Annotated in this window: 20 protein-coding genes; 9 read left to right on the forward strand and 11 right to left on the reverse strand. The window is 67.8% G+C overall.

All coding sequences use genetic code 11. The annotated features are described in order from the left end of the window. Positions 1 to 92: 92 nt before the first annotated feature. The 5 genes from ACYVDK_RS15655 to ACYVDK_RS15675 all read right to left on the reverse strand — a co-directional run bounded on the left by ACYVDK_RS15655 (position 93) and on the right by ACYVDK_RS15675 (position 4,368). Positions 93 to 986, reverse strand: a complete 894-nt coding sequence (locus tag ACYVDK_RS15655) for a LysR family transcriptional regulator (RefSeq protein ID WP_460523410.1) — start codon at positions 984 to 986, stop codon at positions 93 to 95. A 40-nt stretch (positions 987 to 1,026) separates the two neighbouring features. Continuing rightward, positions 1,027 to 1,887, reverse strand: coding sequence for a sugar phosphate isomerase/epimerase family protein (locus tag ACYVDK_RS15660; RefSeq protein WP_460523412.1), 861 nt, complete (start codon positions 1,885 to 1,887; stop codon positions 1,027 to 1,029). A gap of 234 nt (positions 1,888 to 2,121) precedes the next feature. After that, positions 2,122 to 2,409: a YdhR family protein gene (locus tag ACYVDK_RS15665; RefSeq protein WP_460523414.1), complete on the reverse strand. Its 288-nt coding sequence runs from the start codon at positions 2,407 to 2,409 to the stop codon at positions 2,122 to 2,124. A 2-nt stretch (positions 2,410 to 2,411) separates the two neighbouring features. Next, positions 2,412 to 2,771, reverse strand: coding sequence for a carboxymuconolactone decarboxylase family protein (locus ACYVDK_RS15670; protein WP_460523416.1), 360 nt, complete (start codon positions 2,769 to 2,771; stop codon positions 2,412 to 2,414). 70 nt (positions 2,772 to 2,841) lie between these two features. After that, complete coding sequence (locus ACYVDK_RS15675) at positions 2,842 to 4,368, reverse strand: APC family permease (RefSeq protein ID WP_460523418.1); 1,527 nt, start codon at positions 4,366 to 4,368, stop codon at positions 2,842 to 2,844. 219 nt (positions 4,369 to 4,587) lie between these two features. Between ACYVDK_RS15675 and ACYVDK_RS15680 the strand changes: the two genes are divergently transcribed. The 3 genes from ACYVDK_RS15680 to ACYVDK_RS15690 are packed head-to-tail and all read left to right on the forward strand — an operon-like array spanning position 4,588 to position 7,837. Next, complete coding sequence (locus ACYVDK_RS15680; protein WP_460523420.1) at positions 4,588 to 5,382, forward strand: helix-turn-helix transcriptional regulator; 795 nt, start codon at positions 4,588 to 4,590, stop codon at positions 5,380 to 5,382. Continuing rightward, positions 5,382 to 6,548 (forward strand): MalY/PatB family protein, encoded by a 1,167-nt coding sequence (locus tag ACYVDK_RS15685; protein WP_460523422.1) that lies wholly within the window; start codon positions 5,382 to 5,384, stop codon positions 6,546 to 6,548. Before ACYVDK_RS15680 ends, ACYVDK_RS15685 begins: the two co-directional genes overlap by 1 nt. Next, complete coding sequence (locus ACYVDK_RS15690) at positions 6,545 to 7,837, forward strand: MFS transporter (protein WP_460523425.1); 1,293 nt, start codon at positions 6,545 to 6,547, stop codon at positions 7,835 to 7,837. The genes ACYVDK_RS15685 and ACYVDK_RS15690 overlap by 4 nt, the downstream gene beginning before the upstream one ends. Positions 7,838 to 7,970: 133 nt before the next feature. Here ACYVDK_RS15690 and ACYVDK_RS15695 read toward each other — a convergent pair whose 3' ends face one another. From ACYVDK_RS15695 to ACYVDK_RS15705, 3 genes are all read right to left on the reverse strand, one after another. After that, positions 7,971 to 8,771 carry an SCO1664 family protein gene (locus ACYVDK_RS15695; RefSeq protein ID WP_460523427.1) on the reverse strand — a complete coding sequence of 267 codons (801 nt, stop codon included), beginning with the start codon at positions 8,769 to 8,771 and terminating at the stop codon, positions 7,971 to 7,973. Beyond that, positions 8,768 to 9,451: a histidine phosphatase family protein gene (locus ACYVDK_RS15700; RefSeq protein WP_460523430.1), complete on the reverse strand. Its 684-nt coding sequence runs from the start codon at positions 9,449 to 9,451 to the stop codon at positions 8,768 to 8,770. Before ACYVDK_RS15700 ends, ACYVDK_RS15695 begins: the two co-directional genes overlap by 4 nt. A 125-nt stretch (positions 9,452 to 9,576) precedes the next feature. Continuing rightward, positions 9,577 to 10,023, reverse strand: a complete 447-nt coding sequence (locus ACYVDK_RS15705) for a universal stress protein (protein ID WP_460523432.1) — start codon at positions 10,021 to 10,023, stop codon at positions 9,577 to 9,579. Positions 10,024 to 10,154: 131 nt separating this feature from the next. On the opposite strand from ACYVDK_RS15705, the gene ACYVDK_RS15710 reads away from it, so the two are divergent. From ACYVDK_RS15710 to ACYVDK_RS15720, 3 genes are all read left to right on the forward strand, one after another. Continuing rightward, positions 10,155 to 10,781, forward strand: coding sequence for an HhH-GDP family DNA glycosylase (locus tag ACYVDK_RS15710; RefSeq protein WP_460523434.1), 627 nt, complete (start codon positions 10,155 to 10,157; stop codon positions 10,779 to 10,781). Continuing rightward, on the forward strand, positions 10,778 to 11,818 hold the full coding sequence (gene mgrA / locus ACYVDK_RS15715; RefSeq protein WP_460523436.1) for an aldo-keto reductase family protein: 1,041 nt from the start codon (positions 10,778 to 10,780) through the stop codon (positions 11,816 to 11,818). Before ACYVDK_RS15710 ends, mgrA begins: the two co-directional genes overlap by 4 nt. A gap of 234 nt (positions 11,819 to 12,052) precedes the next feature. After that, entirely contained in the window at positions 12,053 to 13,063 is a 1,011-nt protein-coding gene (locus tag ACYVDK_RS15720; protein ID WP_460523687.1) for a malate dehydrogenase, read from the forward strand. A 140-nt stretch (positions 13,064 to 13,203) separates the two neighbouring features. Here ACYVDK_RS15720 and ACYVDK_RS15725 read toward each other — a convergent pair whose 3' ends face one another. Continuing rightward, positions 13,204 to 13,632 (reverse strand): MarR family winged helix-turn-helix transcriptional regulator, encoded by a 429-nt coding sequence (locus tag ACYVDK_RS15725; RefSeq protein WP_460523438.1) that lies wholly within the window; start codon positions 13,630 to 13,632, stop codon positions 13,204 to 13,206. Between the two features lie 72 nt (positions 13,633 to 13,704). On the opposite strand from ACYVDK_RS15725, the gene ACYVDK_RS15730 reads away from it, so the two are divergent. The 3 genes from ACYVDK_RS15730 (at position 13,705) to ACYVDK_RS15740 (ending at position 16,238) form a co-directional block, all read left to right on the forward strand. Further along, positions 13,705 to 14,445: a hypothetical protein gene (locus ACYVDK_RS15730; protein WP_460523440.1), complete on the forward strand. Its 741-nt coding sequence runs from the start codon at positions 13,705 to 13,707 to the stop codon at positions 14,443 to 14,445. Positions 14,446 to 14,510: 65 nt separating this feature from the next. Beyond that, the gene (locus ACYVDK_RS15735) at positions 14,511 to 15,281 is read left to right on the forward strand and encodes an SDR family NAD(P)-dependent oxidoreductase (protein ID WP_460523442.1); all 771 of its coding nucleotides are present in this window, start codon (positions 14,511 to 14,513) and stop codon (positions 15,279 to 15,281) included. A gap of 105 nt (positions 15,282 to 15,386) precedes the next feature. Further along, positions 15,387 to 16,238 (forward strand): hypothetical protein, encoded by an 852-nt coding sequence (locus ACYVDK_RS15740; RefSeq protein ID WP_460523444.1) that lies wholly within the window; start codon positions 15,387 to 15,389, stop codon positions 16,236 to 16,238. 208 nt (positions 16,239 to 16,446) lie between these two features. On the opposite strand, the gene ACYVDK_RS15745 is transcribed toward ACYVDK_RS15740, so the two are convergent. Together ACYVDK_RS15745 and ACYVDK_RS15750 are read right to left on the reverse strand one after the other, a co-directional pair. Beyond that, positions 16,447 to 18,015: a transporter gene (locus tag ACYVDK_RS15745; RefSeq protein ID WP_460523446.1), complete on the reverse strand. Its 1,569-nt coding sequence runs from the start codon at positions 18,013 to 18,015 to the stop codon at positions 16,447 to 16,449. Continuing rightward, the gene (locus ACYVDK_RS15750; RefSeq protein WP_460523448.1) at positions 17,997 to 18,803 is read right to left on the reverse strand and encodes an ABC transporter ATP-binding protein; all 807 of its coding nucleotides are present in this window, start codon (positions 18,801 to 18,803) and stop codon (positions 17,997 to 17,999) included. Before ACYVDK_RS15750 ends, ACYVDK_RS15745 begins: the two co-directional genes overlap by 19 nt. Between the last annotated feature and the right edge of the window lie 17 nt (positions 18,804 to 18,820).

The raw sequence follows: 18,820 nt of genomic DNA on the forward strand, positions 1-18,820 counted from the left end.
TCGTGCGACTTCCGCCCCCTGCCTGTCCAATGGAGATTCTTTGTGGGCCGATAAGCAGCGGTTATCAACCGGGCCTACTCGTTCCCCTCGGTTCACTCGATCTCGCGGAAGTGCTCGTCGATCACGTCGAGCACGATCCGCGGTGCTCCGACCACGTGCTCTCGCTGCCAGGCGACGATAGTGACCAGGCGGCAATCGACATCCGTCAGCGGCCGGATCGCGAGCATCTCCGACTCGGGCGCCACCAGACGGCGGGGCAGTAGCGTCACCCCGACCCCGGCGGCCACCAGCGCGAGCACGGTCTGCATGTCGGATGCCTCCTGCACGATGCGCGGGCCGAACCCCGCCTTGAGACACGCCTCGTGCGCCACATCGCGCAGACGCAGGCCGGCACGGGCATCCACCATCACGAACGGAGCATCTGCGAACTCCGCCAGCCGTGCGTCAGCCGCCGTCGAGCGCGGATCGTCGCGGGCGAACACGAGAGCGAGCGGATCCGACGTCAGCGTGCGCGAGTCGATTCCTCTCGCGGTGCGACCGGCGGCCGTGAAGCCGATGTCGAGCTCGTCCGCGGCTAGCCGATCGATGACACCGTCGCTGGTGAGCCCCGAGGCGAAGGAGAGATCGATGCCCGGCGCTCGCTCGCGCACCCCGCGTGCCAGCGTCGACACGGTCGGTGCCGACAGCGCACCCGCAAACCCGACGCGTACGAGCCCGACGTCGGAACCAACCGCATTCCGCGCAACACGCACGGCACGCTCGGCAGCATCGAGCGTTCGACGGCATTCGGGCAGGAACGCCGCCCCGGGCGCTGTGAGCCGTAGACCGCGGGAGGTGCGTTCGAACAACGGAAAGCCGAGTTCGCGCTCCAGCTGCATGATCCGCTGGCTCACCGCCGGCTGAGTCATGTGCAGCGCGAGCGCGGCCCGCGAATAGTTGAGCTCATCGGCGACGGCGACGAAGGTGCTCATGAGCCGCAGTTCCATATCGCGACGCTATGCCATCCCGGCCAAAGCCGGCCTGGCCTCAGAACAGGTCGCTGAACCCGAGTGCGACGAGGTTGTCGTGCGAGGTGCGCAGGCAGTCCAGCGGCGTGCGCCCGTACTGGTCGTCCTGCTCGACCAGCAGATACCTCGCACCGATCTCCTGACTGACAGGAATGATCTCAGAGAAGTCGAGGTTGCCTTCTCCCACCTCGGCGAACTGCACGACACCGGTGAAGGCGTTCATGAAACCCTGGAAGTCGCCGGACTCGAGCAGAGCGAACGCCTCCTCGGAGAGCTTCCCGATCCGATAATCCTTCAGATGCACCATCGCCACGCGCTCGCCATACTTGCGAAGCGTCTTCACCGGGTCCAGGCCGCCCCGATGCACCCAGTGCACGTCGACTTCGAGGCCCATGTTCGGTGCGCGGTCCGCGATGATGTCGAGCAGGAACCTGCCGTCGTACTTGGTGAACTCGATGTGGTGGTTGTGGTAGTAGAGCCGGATGCCGCGCTCGGCGAGTCGGAGCGCCATCTCATCGCTGCGATCGCAGAAGTCGAGAACGGTATCGAGGGAGCGCATGGCGTCGAAGGGCAGCATCCCGATTCTGAGCATCGAGCAGCCGAGCGCCTCGGCATCACCGACGATCTTGTCGAAGTCATCGGTCAACGACTCGCCGCCGCGCCCGGGCATCGAACTGAGGGATGCCGAGAGCGCCCCGATCGTCAGCTCGAGCCCATCCTTCGCCCTGCCGAGTTCAGCGACATTGTTCGGCGTCATGGGGATCTGCGAGACCTCCACCGCGCGATAGCCGATGTCGCGCACCGCCTCCATGACCGGGAAGACACCGTCACGCGCGATGTCATCTCTCAGCATCATCGCCTGTACACCGATCTGGGCCACTCGATTCCTCCTCGACGCTCGACTTCTGCAACTGGCAATCGCTTGCCGCGCTTATGTTACCCCAACTCTCACGAACATGACCGCCGTTCGGAACAGAAGTTCACGAGGTCTGATCACGGGGGGGGCAACCGATTGCATTGGTCCCGTGGGATGACCTCCGCATCCTTGAGCGTTCGGCGCCCCGAGGATGTCACGGACGACTGCCGTTGCGCGTTCCGGCGGAAGGCGTATGGCTCACTCGTCGAGCGTCAGCGTGACCTCGAGAACTTCGACGGAAACGTCCCCGGTCACGCCGAACCGCTCGGGCACGGCGGCCACGATCGGCCCCGTGGCGTAGTCCCGTGCCTCTCGCTCGGACTCGAACAGGTACACGCCACCGACGATGCCGTCCTCATGGTTCTGCACGTAATACTTCTGCCGCAGGCCGGGTAGCGCCCGGAACTTCGGGAGGCTCTCTCGCGAAAGCCTGAGCAAGTCGTCGTCGGAGAGCTGCGAGCGGAACCGCATCGAGACGATCCACATCCTTAGTGCTCCCCGGTCTCGCGCAGATAGTGCTTGACCGCCTGGAAGCCATGCGCGACGGCGCCCCCGGCCCGCAGCGCGGCAGCGATGAAGACGGTCTCGGAGATCTCGGCCTCCGTGGCGCCCTCCGCGGCGGCAGCCTTCGTGTGCGCCTCGATGCAGTACACGCACTGCGTCGTCAGGGCCACAGCCAGCGCCATGAGTTCGGTGTACTTGCGCGGGATGGCCATGTCGTCACGCCGGAGCGCCGCATCGTCGAACGCCGTGAGCGCTGTGAACGCGTCTGGCGCGCCTCGGCGCAGCTGTCGGGCGAACTGCTTGTCGCGCGGGTCGTGGTAGTGCTCGGCGTATGCCTCACTCATCTGACATCCCTTTCTTCTTGACGCCCATGCCGGGCCGTTCTCACTTGTCGAGTCGCTCGTGCCGCACCCGTCACTCGCCGTCCCTCCTCAGGGTCGGAATCTCGCCGTCCTCGCCGAAGCCGACCTTGGGCAGCGCCATGGCATCCATGCTGATCGCCTCGCGCTCCGCGCCGACCACGCCGTCGATGGTGCGAGTACTGCCACTGAGTGTCTCGCCACGAGCGAGCCGGTCCAGTTGCACGCTCGTCGCGTGCCGGTACCGCAAGGCGAAGACAACGATTCCGAGCGCCACCCACACTCCCAGTGCGACCCAGACCAGGGCCGTGACACCTTCGGTGAGCAGGTAGAACTGATACGCGCACACTGCGATGCCCACGATCGTGAACGCCCAGTGGAGCCAGAGCGGAAGCTTGAACGGCGACAGCGCGTACCGTTCGGGGACGACGTATCGCATGCGGATCGAGGCGAGCAGCAGGATGACGAACGTTACCTGCCCGATGAGGCTGCCGACGCTTCCGATCACACTGATGTCGATGTGGGCGATGGCGGGGACGATGCCGATCACGAACATGATGCACAGCAACCAGTGCGGTGTACCGAAGCGTTTGTTCACCGCACCGACCTTCTTCGGGAACCAGCCGTCATCCACAGCGGCCAGCGCACTCTTCGACCCCCAGAGCATCTGAGCGTTCATCGTGCCGATCACGGCGACGACCGCACCGCCGAGAATGAAGAAGTACCACATCCACGGCGGCATGAACGTCTTCGCGACGACCGAGAGCGGTTCACCGGCGACCTTCGCGATCGGCAGGATGCCCGCAGCCGGCAGCGCAATGAGCACATACATGACGCCGGCGAAGATGGTGCCCCCGATCACCGCGGTCGGGATGGTGCGTCCCGGCTTCTTCATCTCGCGGCCGAGTTCGGCCACCACCGTTCCGCCGCCGGTGGCGAACGTGAGCAGAGCGGCTGCCTGCAGCAGCTTGAGCGTGCCGTTCGGGATCACCGGCGGATACGCACCCCAGTGCACGTGCAGCAGCCCGAGCACGATGAAGCATCCGAACGCGACCAGCATGATGCCGGCGAGAACGATGCCGATCCGCGCCGAGAACGATGCCCCCATCAGGTTCGCGACGAAGAATATCGAGATCAGTGTCACGCACACCACGGTTGGATCGAACCAGTGGTTGAGGCTGTTCAGGTAGCTACCGGCCGCAAGTCCGTAGAGGCTCAGGCTCGCCATCTGGATGATGAAGAACCACAGATTGACGAAGCCGATGATCGGATGCACGAGCTTGGTCGCATACGTGTAGGTGCCGCCGACGACGGGCATCGAAGCACCGAGCGTCGCGATCGGCACGGAGATGATCAGGATCGCGATGGCCGCGACGACGAACGCGATAGGCACGCCGCCGCCGGTCATCGCGATCGCCACTCCGGTCAGGGAGACGACCCCGCCGCCGACGATCTGGTGGAACGAGATTCCCAGCGCCTGCGGCGTGGTGATGGTTCTCTTCAGGTTCTCCTGGTTCAGCGTGCCTGCTGAGTTCAGCGCGCCGGCTGAGGGGGCATCCATGTCACTCTCCGTTCGATTCATGCCCGCGACTCTGCGGGCGGGAGATATTGACCCGGAGTCAACATCTCATCGAGTCCTTCAACATCTTGTGCAATCTCCACACATTGTGCACCGTTTGTCAATGGCTTGTTGATCTAGTCCACGGTTCGTTGACTTCGTCGAGATTTTGACCCATGCTCGTGATGGCACCACTCACCGCGGCCCGATGACGGCCGGTCACCGGACAGAAAGAGATCGACTATGGCGGAGAAGCGTTCACGGCCGGAACCCGCGGGCGGCATCCTCGATCAGGGGATTCGTCCGACGGTCGACGGCGAACGGCTCATCGCCGTGTTCTCGGCGTTGGTGGAACCGCTGGGTCGGTCGCTTCCACCGTCGACGGAGGTGGTGCTGCACGACCTCAGCAAGTTGCCGAACTCGATCGTTGCGATCCATGGCGACGTGACGGGCCGTCGCGTCGGCGACCCGGCGACCGACCTGTTGCTGAAGAAGCTGCACGAGCTCTCCGAAGACCACATCGTGGGCTACGAGACGCACCTGTCCGACGGACGGCGTCTCCGCTCCTCGACCATGATCATCCGCGATGTCACCGGACAACCGGTCGCCGCACTCTGCCTCAACTCCGACCTGTCGGTGTGGGAGTCGGTGCAAGACATCGCGACCTCGATGCTCGACCTCACGGGCATGCGCAAGCCGGCCCAGCAGGAGGGCGAGCCGCACGTCGTGCCGGCCCAGGCATCCGACGAGGCGGATCCCGAGGTGTTCGTCACCGATGTCGACCAGCTCGCCTCGCACCTCATCCGGCAAGCCGTCTCGAACGTGGATGTGCCGGTCGAACTGATGCAGAAGCGGCACAAGGTGGCCGTGGTGCGCGACCTCAAGGACCGCGGCATGTTCCACCTGCGCGACGCGATCGACATGATCGCGACGACGCTCGGAGTCACCCGGTTCACCATCTACAACTATTTGAACGAGATCGCCGACGAGGATGCCGACGTCGACGACGAACCCCTGCAGATCGGAAAGGAAGGCTGATGACCAGCGCACACGAATTCGACTCCATAGGGATGGACCGGCTGCGTGAGATCGGCGGCCTGAAGTGGACGATGTTCCCCGGCAAGATCGGTGCATTCGTCGCCGAGATGGATTTCGGCTGCGCACCGGCGATCGCGAAGGCGCTGCACGAGACTGTGGACGACGGCTTCTTCGGGTACCTTCCGCCGGCTGTCTCCGAGGCGATGTCGGAGGCCTGCGCGGCATGGCAGCAGTCGCGCTACGGGTGGGACGTGCCCGCCGCGCGCGTGCATCCGCTCCCCGACGTCATCAAGGGCCTCGAGGTGGCCATCGAGCACTTCTCCGCTCCCGGGTCGAAGATCGTGCTGCCGACTCCCGCCTACATGCCGTTCCTGTCGGTGCCGCCGACGCTCGGGCGCGAGATCATCCAAGTGCCGATGCTCGTGCGCGAGGGACGGTATGAGTTCGACCTTGCCGGGATCGACCGGGCGTTCCACGACGGCGGCGGACTGCTCATCCTCTGCAACCCGTACAACCCGGTCGGCCGCGTCTTCACGCGCGAGGAACTGGTCGCGGTGAGCGAGATCGTCGAGCGCAACGGGGCACGCGTGTTCTCCGACGAGATCCACGCCCCGCTGGTGTACCCAGGCGGCGAGCACGTGCCGTACGCGAGCGTGTCGGAGGTTGCGGCATCCCACACCATCACGTCGACCAGCGCCTCCAAGGCGTGGAATCTGCCAGGGCTGAAGTGCGCGCAGATCATCATCAGCAACGACGCCGACGCCGAGGTCTGGGAGAGCGTCGGATTCATGGCCGGCCACGGCGCGAGCAACCCCGGCGTGATCGCCAACACAGCCGCCTACACCGCGGGCGGTTCCTGGCTCGCCGACACCGTCGACTACCTCGACGGCAACCGCCGACTGCTCGGCCACCTTCTGGCCGAGCACCTGCCCGAGATCGGCTACACGCCGCCGGAGGGCACGTATATCGCCTGGTTGGATGCCCGTGCTCTCGAACTCGAGGTGCCTCCGGCTGACTTCTTCCGCGAGCGAGCCGGCGTCGCGATGACCGATGGATCGGCGTGCGGCGACGCAGGGGTCGGGTTCATGCGGTTCGTCTTCGCCACTCCCCGGCCGATCATCGAACAGGCCGTCAGGCAGATGGCCCACGCCGTGAAGCGCCGGTGACCGTGCCAGACGCCGGATCAGGCTCGGTGACGACCGCACCGGCCACCCGAGGCGATACCGGCGTCGCGAACCGGGTGCGCCTCGTCGTCGCTCAGCTGCTCTGCGGGGTCGGCATCGCGTCGGGCGTGGCCGTCGGAGGCGTGCTCGCCGAGAAGCTCTCCGGCGTCATGGGTGTGGCCGGATTCGCGCAGACGGCGAGCATCATCGGCGCCGGGCTGATGGCGATTCCGCTGGCCCGACTCGCAGTGCGCCACGGACGGCGATGGTCTCTCACCGTCGGGTTCACGACGGCGGGAGTCGGTGCCGTCCTCATCCTGATCGCCGCAACGACCGGGCAATTCTGGCTCTACCTGATCGCGATGGTGCTCTTCGGTTCAGGCACCGCCACGAACCTGCAGTCCCGCTACGCCGCGATGGAGTTCTCCCGGCCGGGCGCCGAGGCGCGCTCGATGTCGATCGTGCTCTGGGCGACGACCGTCGGCTCCATCGCCGGCCCGAATCTCTCCGCACCCGGCGCGAACCTGGGCAAGGCGCTCGGGCTCGTCCCGCTCAGCGGTCCATACCTGTTCTCGCTCGCCGGCTTCGTGCTGGCGGCGATCGTGACCTTGGGCATCCGTCCGATCGCGGGGCACGCACCCGGCAACGACCCCACTCCAGCTGGAGAGGCGCCGGTCGGTGCGTTCGCTGCACTCCGAATGGCACTGCGTGCACCTCGAGCGGTGTTCGCGATCGCGAGCATCGTCACCGGCCAGATGATGATGGCCGCCGTCATGGTGATGACGCCGGTGAGCATGAACAACGACGGGATGTCGCTGGAACTGGTCGGCATCGTCATCAGCGTGCACATCGTCGGCATGTACGCAGCGAGCCCTGTGTTCGGATGGCTGACCGACAAGACGAGCGCGCAGACGGTGGCATGGATCGGTGCCGCCCTGTTCGTCGCCTCGTTCACCCTCGGGGCGTGGGACGGGGCCGGCCACTCCGCGATGCCGCGGCTGATGGCGGCCCTCTTCTTGCTCGGCCTCGGCTGGTCGGCGTGCCTGATCGGCGGGTCGGCGATGCTCGTCGAGTCGGTGCCCGCGCACATCCGTGTTCCCCTTCAGGGCGGGGTGGATGCCTCGATGAACTTCGGCGCCGCAGCGCTCGGCGCTCTCGCTGGGCCTGTGCTCGCCCTCGGCGGCTTCTTCGCGGTCAACGTGATGGCCGCCTGCGTGCTCGCGGTGCTCGTGTGGGCCGGCGTGCGCGCTCGTGTGCGCGGCGCCGTGCGACGGGATACCGCCGGAGCGTGACGACCGGCTTCCGTCGACATGACATCCGCCCGAAAACATGCCCAACCGGCATGGTCTCGGCGGGAGAGCGCGATCTGTCATGTTGGCGGGTCCGGCCAGCACGCGCAGCCGCAGCCGCGGCCGTCGACAGGCGTCAGAACAGGGGCCAGGGCGTGGCGGGCATCCAGCCGCTGGGGGCGGGGAATCGGCCGACGGCGAGCATCCGGTCGCACCGATCGGCGAACGCCTCGAGCTCGGCAGCGGACAGCAGAGTTGCCAGCTCCCCACCCAGTTCATGGCGGAGGGATGCGCGCACTCGCGCCACTCCCTCGGTCTCCTCGGCGGCGAGCGGCTCGCCCACCCACCCCCAGAGCACCGTGCGCAGCTTGGGGTCGGCATGGAATGTGAGGCCGTGGTCGACGCCGAAGCGGTGGCCGCCGGGCATGGCCAGCAGGTGCCCGCCCTTGCGGTCCGCATTGTTGACGAGGGCGTCGAAGATGGCCATGCGCCGCAGTGCCGGCGAGTCCTCGTGCGCGAGCGCGATCGGTCGGTCGTCTTCGTCGGCGCCCTCGAAGACACGACACCATCCGTACGGAACGCCCGCCGAAGGCACCACATCGACCGCGGACTGGGACGTGTCGACCTGCTGCCAGAGCTGCAGCATGCCCTCGCCGAGCGGCCCGTCGCCGATCCAGGTGGGCGGAACGAGATTCCAGCCGAGGTGCTCCGACACGAGGTAGGCGGCGAACTCGCGGTCGGCGAGGTCGCCGTCGGGAAAGTCCCATAGCGGCGTTTCACCCTCACGCGGCTTGTAGACAACGGGCACATCGTCGATCGAGGCGAGGAACGTGTCGTTCGACGCGGCAGGGATGCGCGCGACCAGTTCGACCGCGCCACTCAGCCCCGGCACGCGATCCTCGTCGGCCCGGCATCCGCCCGCACGCTCCTGAGTCACGAGACCCCGGCTCCGCCGCCCACGGGGTCGGTTTCGGCGAGGCCGTCACGCAGCCAAGCCAGGTCGCCGGCATCCGTGTTCGTGCCGATCACGCGCGGATTGCCCGCGCCATAGTGCACGATCGAGACGGATGCTGGCCCGACACTGATGCGCTGGAAGTGGTCGAGGTGCATGCCGAAGGCATCCGCCAGTACCGACTTGATGACGTCTCCGTGGCTCACCGCCGCCCACACCGCCTTGGGGCCGTGCTCCGCCGTGATCGCGGCATCCCTACGTCGAACCGCCGCCACCGCCCGCGCCTGCATCGCCACCATGGACTCCCCGCCCGGGAAGACGACGGATGCCGGCCTCGTCTGCACTTGCGCCCACAGCTTCTCGCGCGCCAGCTCCGCCAGCCGCCTGCCTTGCCACTGTCCGTAGTCGCACTCGGTGAGCCCTTGCTCGATCGACAGCGGAGGCGATCCGTGCTGCGAGGCCAGAACGATGCCGGAGGTCTCGCGGCACCGCTCGAGCGGGCTGGACACGATGGCGGCCAGCGGTACGTCCGCGAGCCGCTGTGCGGTGCGTTCGGCCTGCGCGCGGCCCACGTCGTCGAGCGAGACGCCGCCGGCACGTCCGACGAGAATTCCCGCAGCATTGGCCGCGGTGCGTCCGTGACGCACGAGCATCACCGTGGCCATGCTTCGAGCGTATAGGCGATTCAGGGGAGTGCGGCGGGAGTTCGCCCGCGCCGCTCTCCCGATCGAGCCGACGAGCCGAGCGGCCGCGATAGGGCGTGCGCGCGAGGTCGGTTGGTCCCGCGGCATCAGCGCACGATCAGCACCGGGCAGTTCGCGTGGGACGCGCACTCCGAGCTCACGGAGCCCAGCAGCAGCCCGGCGAACCCGCCGCGTCCGCGGGATCCGAGCACGAGCATCTCAGCACCCTTGCTCCGTTCGATGAGCACCTGAGCCGGATGCCCGTGCTGCACGACTGTCGTCAAGAGCGCCGGGCGGTCGCTTCCGTAGGCATCCTTCAGCGATTCGTCGAGGATGTCGCGCGCAATGTCTTCGAACGACGGATCGGCCGACATCGCATATGGCGACACGGCGACCGGGTAGCTCCACGTCGTCACCGCCTCGATGCGTGCGCCGAGAAGGCGCGCCAGCCTGTCGGCCTGCCGCAGCGCGGCGATCGACTGCTCGGAGCCGTCGACGCCGACGACGACCTTGGGCTGCTCTGGCTGCGACGTGTTCTCACTTGTCTCGCTCATTTCTCCAGCATGTGTCGGAGAATCCCGTCGCGCCAGCACCAGGACGGGTGAGATCGGGCTGCCGGCGGCAGCCGGACCGATCATTCGTCGAACACGACCGGCGCAGTCACCCCGCGTGACAGGATGACGGTATGACCGGCACTCTGCACATCACCGGCGATGCTGCCGCCGATGAACTGCTCTCCACGTCTCCGCTCGCACTGCTTCTGGGCATGCTGCTCGACCAGCAGGTCGCGATGGAGACCGCGTTCAGCGGCCCGGCCAAGATCCGCGACCGCATGGGCGGGCTCGACGCCGCGGCGATCGCAGACGACGATCCGGATGCCTTCGCCAAGCTGTGCGCGACGCCGCCCGCCGTGCACCGCTTTCCGGGCTCGATGGCGGCGCGCATCCAGGCGGTATGCCGCGCTGTCGTCGCAGACTGGGGCGGCGATGCCGCGGCGATCTGGACCGAAGCCTCCTCATCGACGGGCTCCGTGCAGACGCCGGACGGCGCCGAGGTGCTGAAGCGGCTTCGCACGCTTCCCGGCTTCGGCGATCAGAAGGCGCGCATCTTCCTCGCCCTACTCGGCAAGCAGTACGGATACGACGGTGCCGGCTGGCGAGAGGCCGCGGGCGACTATGGCGACCAAGGCTCGTACCGCTCCGTCGCCGACATCGTGGACGAGGCATCCCTCACCCGGGTACGAGAGAACAAGCGGGCGGCGAAGCTTGCCCTGCGCTCGTCGAACGGGGCCGCCGCGAAGGGAGCCCGATGACGTACGCGGCACGCGACGATCGCTACGACAAGATGGTGTACCGGCGCACCGGGCGCAGCGGCCTCGACCTGCCGGCGCTGTCGCTCGGCCTGTGGCACAACTTCGGCGACGACCGGCCGATGGAAACACAGCGCGCGATCGTGAGGCGCGCGTTCGATCTGGGCATCACGCACTTCGATCTGGCCAACAATTACGGGCCTCCGTACGGGTCGGCGGAGACGAACTTCGGCCGCATCCTGCGAGGGGACCTTCTGCCGCACCGGGACGAGCTCATCATCTCGACGAAGGCGGGCTGGGACATGTGGCCGGGCCCGTACGGGCAGGGCGGCGGCAGCCGCAAGTACGTGCTCGCCAGTCTCGATCAGTCGCTGGGGCGCATGGGCGTCGACTACGTCGACATCTTCTACTCCCACCGCCCCGACCCGTCGACGCCGCTGGAGGAGACGATGGGCGCGCTCGACACCGCCGTGCGCAGCGGCAAAGCGCTGTACGTCGGCATCTCTTCGTACAACGCGGATGACACGCGCAAGGCGGCCGCCATCCTCGCCGACCTCGGCACTCCGCTGCTGATCCACCAGCCGTCGTACTCCATGCTCAATCGCTGGATCGAGACGGAGGGACTGCTCGAAGCCGCCGGAGAGCTCGGCATCGGCGTGATCGGCTTCACGGCGCTCGCGCAGGGCATGCTCACCGGCAAATACCTGAACGGCATCCCAGCAGGGTCCCGGGCATCGCGGGCATCGTCACTGCCCGACGAGCTGCTGTCGGATGCCGCACTCGCGCGCATCCGCTCCCTGGCCGACATCGCCGAGGAGCGCAATCAGACGCTGGCGCAGCTGGCCCTCGCGTGGGCGCTCCGCGACTCGCGCGTGACCTCACTCGTGATCGGCGCGAGCAGCGTCGAGCAGCTCGAACAGAACGTCGCAGCGCTCGATCACCTCGACTTCACCGACGACGAACTGGAGGCGATCGACGAGCACGCAGTGGACTCGGGCGTCGACCTGTGGGCGACTGCTCGACGGGGTGAACTGGGCTGAGCCATCCACAAAGGTAACGTTCGCATAACACCCAGTTCTTGCATAGTATCTGTTCAAGATTCGTTCGAGAAGCATCCATACTCTCGAGAAGCAGTCGGGGCTGTCCCCCAAACGTCCCGGCCGCAGGAAGGCGATCCACCCGAGATCGTCGCCAAGGTCCCCGGATGCGCCGTTTCGCACATCCGGGGATCTCTGCCCGCGGACCAGCCACCGTAGTCTGGCGTCATGGCCCTCATGACTCGACAGCCCGTCACCGTGACCGTCACCGGAGCGGGAGGGCAGATCGGTTATGCACTGCTGTTCCGCATCGCCTCGGGTCAGCTGCTCGGCCCGGACACGCCTGTGCGGCTCAGCCTGCTGGAGATACCGCAGGGGCTCCGCGCCGCGGAGGGCACGGCGCTCGAACTCGTCGATGGCGCGTTCCCGCTGCTGGCATCCGTGGAGGTGACGGATGACCCGGCCTCCGCGTTCGACGGAACCGGCGTCGCGCTGCTGGTCGGCGCGCGACCCCGCTCGGCCGGCATGGAGCGGGCGGATCTTCTGCAGGCGAACGCGGCCATCTTCGCACCGCAGGGTCGGGCGATCAACGAGCACGCGGCATCCGATGTGCGTGTGCTCGTCGTCGGCAACCCGGCCAACACGAATGCATTGATCGCTTCGGCGCACGCGCCCGACGTTCCGCCCGAGCGGTTCACCGCGATGACGCGGCTCGACCACAACCGGGCGGTCGCGCAACTCGCGTTGAGGGCCGAGGTGCCCGTGACATCGGTCGACGGCGTGATCGTGTGGGGCAACCACTCGGCGACGCAGTACCCGGATGTCTCGCACGCGACGATCCAGGGCCGTCCCGCGCTCGAGGTGGTCGACGAGGAGTGGTGCGAGGGGGTGTTCGTGCCGAAGGTCGCACGACGCGGCGCGGAGATCATCGAGGTGCGCGGTGCGTCGAGCGCGGCATCAGCAGCGAATGCCGCCATCGACCACGTTTTCGACTGGGTGAACGGCACGGATGAGCGTTGGACATCCGCCGGCGTCATGACGAGTGGAGCGACCGCCCAGGCTGCCGCACCGTACGGTGTGCCCGCCGGGCTGATCTGCTCACTGCCGGTGCGGTCGCAGGGTGACGAATGGCAGGTCGTAGCAGGGCTCGAGCATTCGGCGGTCGCGCGAGCGCGCGTCGAGGCATCCGTTGCGGAACTCGTCGAGGAACGCGAGGCCGTGCGCGCGCTCGGCCTGCTGCCTGCCTGAGGCGAATCACCTCTCGGCGTCGTGCGCTGCGCCCCGGCCCGGTGACATACGGCATGTGGCTTGTGGCATGTGGCTTGTGGCTTGTGGCCTGTCGCCTGCCGCCTGCCGCCTGCCGCCTGCCGCCTGCCGCCTGCCGCGGATCAGGGTTCGGCGTTCGCCTGCAGGCGCAGCAGCAGCGTGGCCAGCGTGTCGCACTCTTCGGGCGTGATCCCGCGTCGCAACTGCTCGTCGAACGCGGTCGCAGCCCGGCGCAGGCGATGGAACACCGCCTCGCCGGCATCCGTGAGTTCGACGCGCTGAACCCGGCGATTCTCCGGGTCACGACGGCGGATGAGGAGACCGCCGGACTCCATGGCGTTGAGGTGATGAGTCAGGGTGGCACCGGTGATACCGACCGCGGCGGCGAGGTCCTGCTGATTGCTGTGGGCTCGGCTCTTGACCGAGATCAGGATGAGCCAGACCGGAAGCGACCCGCCTGCGGCGATCAGCACGTCGTCGAACGCGCGGCGCACCGACTTCGCGACCGTGGCCAGCTGCATCCCGATCGGCGGCACGTGGGGGGCAGGCATGCATCCACCCTATCAATGAATTCGACGTCTAATCCATTGACATCTAATGATTAGGGATCTAATTTATCTGCCATGGAACTCACACTGGTCAACCCGGATCCGAAGTACGCTCCGCCACCGTTCCAGCCTTCGCCTGGGACCGGCTGGCTCTACCTCGCGGCCGAGGTCGAGCCGCCGACCCGGGCACCGTTCGTGCGCGCGCACGCCCGGCGCACCGCACTGCTGAAACGTCTGACGGCGCTGGCCGACGGGATGGCCGGCCAGCCAGGGGTGCTGCGGGCATCCGTGTTCCGCGCGGTATTGATCCCGCCGGCCGACGGGGAGGTGGCCCGGCCTGCCAGGTTCGACGTCGCCGTTGTGGTGGAGACCGTCTCGGCCGAGACATTGCAGCAGGTGCACCGCGAGCCCGCGGTAGCCGCCATGATCGCGGCCATGCGCGAGGCCAGCGACCACGTACTCGTGATGCCCGCCGAGTGCGCCAGACTCATCGCACCCGTCGAGCCCACCCGTGACGGACTCTTCCTGTTCAATCACTTCGCGGCGGCGGACGGCGCGGCAGATCCGGAAATGGCCATCGCGTTGTGGGAGCACCTCGCCGCCTGGTACGTGACGGAGACGGGCCTGACCAACTCCGCGCTACTGGCTCCGACCGAAACCGGCGACTTCGTGCTGGTGAATCACGCGCGCTTCGACACCAGCCTTCCCTCGCTCGCCGCCGCACAGTTCAGCAAGCCGACGTTCCGCAGTTTCGTGCGAGCCAACCTCCGCGCCCACCACCTTGTCGCGATGCCCGCGCTGTACCGGCTCGCATGATGACGCGGCTCGCATGATGACGCACGGAATGAAGTCGGCAGGCTGCGAAGAAGAGGAGACCACCGATGAGTGAAGAACACGTCGAGGAGCTGGCCGGGCGCGTTGCACTGGTGACCGGAAGCTCGCGCGGCATCGGCGCGGAGATCGCCCGCGAGCTGGCCCGGCGGGGCGCGGCGGTCGCGGTCCACGGTCGCGACGCGACGGCCGCCGCAGCCGTGGCTGCCGACATCCGACGCGGCGGCACCGCCATCACCGTGACCGGCGATGTCACCTCCAGCGAAGACCTCGGGCGCATCCGCGACCAGGTTGAGGATGCCCTCGGCCCGGTCGACCTGCTCGTCGCCAACGCGGGCGGCGGCCACGCCCCGGCCGGACCGATCGAGGACATCGCCGAGGAGGCATGGCGGTCGGCCATCGATCAGAACCTACTGGCCACCTTTCTGACCCTGAAGTGCTTTCTGCCCGGCATGAAACAGCGTCACCGAGGATGCATCATCACGCTCGGCTCCTCGGCAGGGCGGCGAGCGAACGACCGGGCGCCTGCCGGGTACTCGGCGGCCAAGGCCGGTATCGCGCTGCTGACCCAGCAGGTCGCCGCGCAGGCCGGACCCTATGGGATCCGAGCCAACTGCTTGGCCCCCGAGACCATCCTCACCGACGCGATGCGCACACGCATACCGCTGGACGTGCAGGAGAAGATGGCGGGATTCCATCCGCTGCGACGTCTGGGCACTCCGAACGACGTCGCCGCCACGGCCGCGTTCCTCGCCTCCGATCAGTCGGCCTGGATCACCGGGGCCGTGGTGGACATCACCGGCGGTGCCGTATTGATCTGACCGTGGGCGATCGAATACCCGCCGGTGACGGACGACCGAGGCGCCCGTCCGGACTCGCGCCGCGCATCCACGGCGGCCGTCTCACGCGGGTGCAGGATCGGGACCATGCAGCTGTCCAGCACCTCCACGCAGCGCACCTACCGACACCTGCGCCTGGCTATCGTCGGCGCCGCGGTGATGATGCTGGTGACCCTCCTCGTCGTCACGATCGGAGTGGGCCCCGTCGCAAGCCTCAGCGCGCTCTTCTACACGCCGGGAGGCACGGCGTTCACCGGCTCGCTGTTCGCCATCGCGTTCGGGCTCGTCGCGCTCTCCGGCCACAGCGTGGAGCAGGTGTTGCTCGACATCGCCGCGTTGTTCGCCCTGCTGATCGCGGTGCTGCCGACGCCGATCGGGCCCGAGGATGCGCCGGGAGCCGGCGGGCTGTGCCCCGGAGCGACCGTGTGCGTGCCCGCAACGGGGGCCGCGGAGGCGGCGGCGGGGATCATCGTGGTCGCCGTGATGGGCATCCTCGCCTCCGCTGCTGCCGTCTGCCTCGCCGTGGCACGACGCGGCGCACGGCACCGCCCGACGGCGGGTGTCGTGGTGCCCGCCGTCGCCGTCACTGTCGTGTCGATCGGCGTCGTGGTGTGGCTCGGCATCGCAGAGCATGCGCTGCTTGCGATCGGCCACCTCGTCGCCACCGGCGTCTTCTTCTGCATCATCATCGCCGTGTCGGTGGTCTCGGCGATCACGGGCCGCGCTCCGTGGCGCGCGCTCTACATCGTCGTGACGGTAGGGATGTTCGTCAGCCTCACCTATCTCGCCGTGGTGTTCTTCACACACCTCTCCGGCGCGGGCGCGGGCCGGCCGTTGGTGCTCTTCGGCGAAGTCGCCCTCATCGTCTTCTTCGCGGTCTTCTGGGTGGGGCAGACGATGCAGAAGTGGAACGAGCTCGACCCGGCCCTCACCCGCTGAGCCGTGCCGGCGCACCGCCGGCGCGCATTACGTCCGGAGTGAACCGGAGGTGCCGTGGCCGAGGCTACGGTTTCGCAGCCGAGACTACGGGCACTGACCGTAGTCTCGGCAAGAGGATCGTAGTGCCGGCGCGAGAATCGCAGTCTCGCAGCGGCTGGCCCACTCAATACATCGGCCGTGCCGGCTGCGGGACCGAGGGAGAGGAACCTCACGCGTCCTTCTGCAGCTGCGCCAGCAGCTGCGGCGCGCGGCGATCGAGGATGCCGCCACCCACCCGAACCCCGACGCCCAGGCTGATCGGTCCGAGCACGGCGCCGAGCACGAGAGCGATCCAGCCCCACAAGGGCTGTCCGGTCACCACTGTCACCACGAGAAGCACGATCTCGGGCGCCGTGATCACGGCCAGCACACCCCAGGTGAGGAACGTGGATCCGAGCAGCGCCGTGTTCGCGCCAGGGCGCGTCTTGAACGGGTTGTCCCCCGGCGCCGGAGCCGGATACACCAGCACCGCGGAGGTCACCGAGCACACGGCCAAGCCGCCGAGCAGCAGCCCGAAGACGAGTCCGAGCAGGCCGGGCACGAACATCCACTCCTGGCTGATGCCGGCGGTGACGAGGGTCACGGCCACAGCGGCCGGCAGGCCGAAGGCGAGCACGGCGGATGCCCGCCCCCAGCGATCGGCACGCCCCGGCACGCCCTTGCTGACGTGCAGCACGAAAGCCGTCGAGTCGTACGACACGTCGGCGATCAGGGAGACGCCGAGCAGGAACGCGACCATCGGCCCCGACCACAGCAGTAGTGCGTGGAAGTGGGTCAGCGACGAGTAGAACCAGAACAGGATCGGCATCACCGGGATGATCACGAGCTGGCGCACGTAGCGCGGGTCGCGGAACCAGTACAGCAGACAGCGCGCGGCGATCGCGCCGGCCGGCGTGGCGGGCAGGCGCGCGAAGAGACCGAGCTTGCCCTGGGCACGCACCCTCGATGTGGCATGCACCGGCGTGACGAGTGCGCGGGCGAGCCCCCACCGCCACACCAGGAACACGACGGCGATCGTGGCCGCGCCGATCAGGGCGCGCAGCACCGCGCCGAGCGGGTCGCCGAGCGCGACCTGCGACGGGATGGCCCAGATCGCACCGAGCGGGGTCCACGACATGGCGTCGCCGAGGCTGGGCAGCGCGTTCGCCGAGTGCCGCAACGACGACGTGACTCCCACGATGATGGGCCCGAGCAGCACGAGCGGGATGAAGATGAGGATGCCCGCCGCCTCACGGAACCTGCGCCCCGACGCCAGCCCGGCCGCCGCGGACGTGACGGCGCGGGACAACATGACGCACAGCAGCGCGCCCGCGATTCCGCACAGCAGCGCCAGCACGGCGATTCCAGGCATCCGGAGCCACGACCCGAACGTGAACACCGAGGCGACCATCGTGATGGCACCGGGGATCGCCACGACGCCGGAGACGAGCAGACCGGCCAGCAGCTTGTTCAACGGGATCGGGTACACGGCCAGGTGCGGGGCATCCAGAGTCTGTTCGACGGAGAAGAACAGGGGAAGGATCGCCCAGGCCAGCGTGAGCACGGAGCCGGCGAGCACGACGACGGTGCGCACGATCTCGACGGGCGCCAGGTTCAGTGCGAACAGCCCGACGATGACCATGCCCAGAACGAACAGGCCATAGAGGCCGCCGATGATCACGGCGATGAGCTGGCCGATGCTGCGCTTGAGACTGTTGCGAAGTACGAGGAGGCGAAGCCTTACGAGTGCTGCAACCACTCCGGCCCCTCCTGCACGCGGCGGCCGCCGACGAGTTGCACGAAGCGGTCCTCGAGGTCAGCGCCGGCGCGCACGTCGTCGACGGTTCCGGATGCCACGACCTGCCCGCTCGTGATGACGGCGACGTGGTCGCACATGCGCTGCACCAGATCCATGACGTGCGAGGAGACGATCACGGTGCCGCCGCCGCGCACGAACCCGCCGAGAATGTCCCGGATGTTCGCCGCCGACACCGGATCGACGGACTCGAACGGCTCGTCGAGCACGAGCAACCGCGGGGCGTGCACCATGGCGCATGCGAGTGCGATCTTCTTCGTCATGCCTGCCGAGTAGTCGACGACGAGCGTGCCCGCCGCATCCTGCAGGTCGAGCAGTTGCAGCAGATCCTTCGTGCGCGAGACCGCCGTGGGACGATCCATGCCGCTGAGCAGTCCGGCGTACACCACGAGCTGCTCGCCGGTGAGACGATCGAACAGCCGAGCGCCGTCGGAGAGCACGCCGATCTGCGCCTTCGCGTGCAGCGGTTGCGCCCAGACGTCGATGCCGTGCACGGCCACGGCGCCGGCATCCGGCTTGAGCAACCCTGTGGCCATGTTCAGCGTGGTCGTCTTTCCCGCGCCGTTCGGACCGACAAGGCCGTAGAAGCTGCCGGCGGGGACATCGAGACTGATGCCGTCGACCGCATGCTTCTGACCGAACGATTTGTACAGGCCCCGGATCGACAGGGCGGCCCCTGGGTCTGGCGCGGGCGGCGCATACTGCGTCGGCGGGTTGACGGGGTCGGTCATGGCATCCTTCCGAAGGC

Source organism: Humibacter antri, from assembly GCF_054777235.1.

Excerpts from the sequence above, each read along its gene's own strand:
- ACYVDK_RS15655 (WP_460523410.1), bottom strand. The coding sequence starts at position 986 with ATGGAACTGCGGCTCATGAGCACCTTCGTCGCCGTCGCCGATGAGCTC.
- ACYVDK_RS15665 (WP_460523414.1), bottom strand. The coding sequence starts at position 2,409 with ATGTGGATCGTCTCGATGCGGTTCCGCTCGCAGCTCTCCGACGACGAC.
- ACYVDK_RS15670 (WP_460523416.1), bottom strand. The coding sequence starts at position 2,771 with ATGAGTGAGGCATACGCCGAGCACTACCACGACCCGCGCGACAAGCAG.
- ACYVDK_RS15675 (WP_460523418.1), bottom strand. The coding sequence starts at position 4,368 with ATGAATCGAACGGAGAGTGACATGGATGCCCCCTCAGCCGGCGCGCTG.
- ACYVDK_RS15680 (WP_460523420.1), top strand. The coding sequence starts at position 4,588 with ATGGCGGAGAAGCGTTCACGGCCGGAACCCGCGGGCGGCATCCTCGAT.
- ACYVDK_RS15685 (WP_460523422.1), top strand. The coding sequence starts at position 5,382 with ATGACCAGCGCACACGAATTCGACTCCATAGGGATGGACCGGCTGCGT.
- ACYVDK_RS15700 (WP_460523430.1), bottom strand. The coding sequence starts at position 9,451 with ATGGCCACGGTGATGCTCGTGCGTCACGGACGCACCGCGGCCAATGCT.
- ACYVDK_RS15705 (WP_460523432.1), bottom strand. The coding sequence starts at position 10,023 with ATGAGCGAGACAAGTGAGAACACGTCGCAGCCAGAGCAGCCCAAGGTC.
- ACYVDK_RS15710 (WP_460523434.1), top strand. The coding sequence starts at position 10,155 with ATGACCGGCACTCTGCACATCACCGGCGATGCTGCCGCCGATGAACTG.
- mgrA (WP_460523436.1), top strand. The coding sequence starts at position 10,778 with ATGACGTACGCGGCACGCGACGATCGCTACGACAAGATGGTGTACCGG.
- ACYVDK_RS15720 (WP_460523687.1), top strand. The coding sequence starts at position 12,053 with ATGACTCGACAGCCCGTCACCGTGACCGTCACCGGAGCGGGAGGGCAG.
- ACYVDK_RS15725 (WP_460523438.1), bottom strand. The coding sequence starts at position 13,632 with ATGCCTGCCCCCCACGTGCCGCCGATCGGGATGCAGCTGGCCACGGTC.
- ACYVDK_RS15730 (WP_460523440.1), top strand. The coding sequence starts at position 13,705 with ATGGAACTCACACTGGTCAACCCGGATCCGAAGTACGCTCCGCCACCG.
- ACYVDK_RS15735 (WP_460523442.1), top strand. The coding sequence starts at position 14,511 with ATGAGTGAAGAACACGTCGAGGAGCTGGCCGGGCGCGTTGCACTGGTG.
- ACYVDK_RS15740 (WP_460523444.1), top strand. The coding sequence starts at position 15,387 with ATGCAGCTGTCCAGCACCTCCACGCAGCGCACCTACCGACACCTGCGC.
- ACYVDK_RS15750 (WP_460523448.1), bottom strand. The coding sequence starts at position 18,803 with ATGACCGACCCCGTCAACCCGCCGACGCAGTATGCGCCGCCCGCGCCA.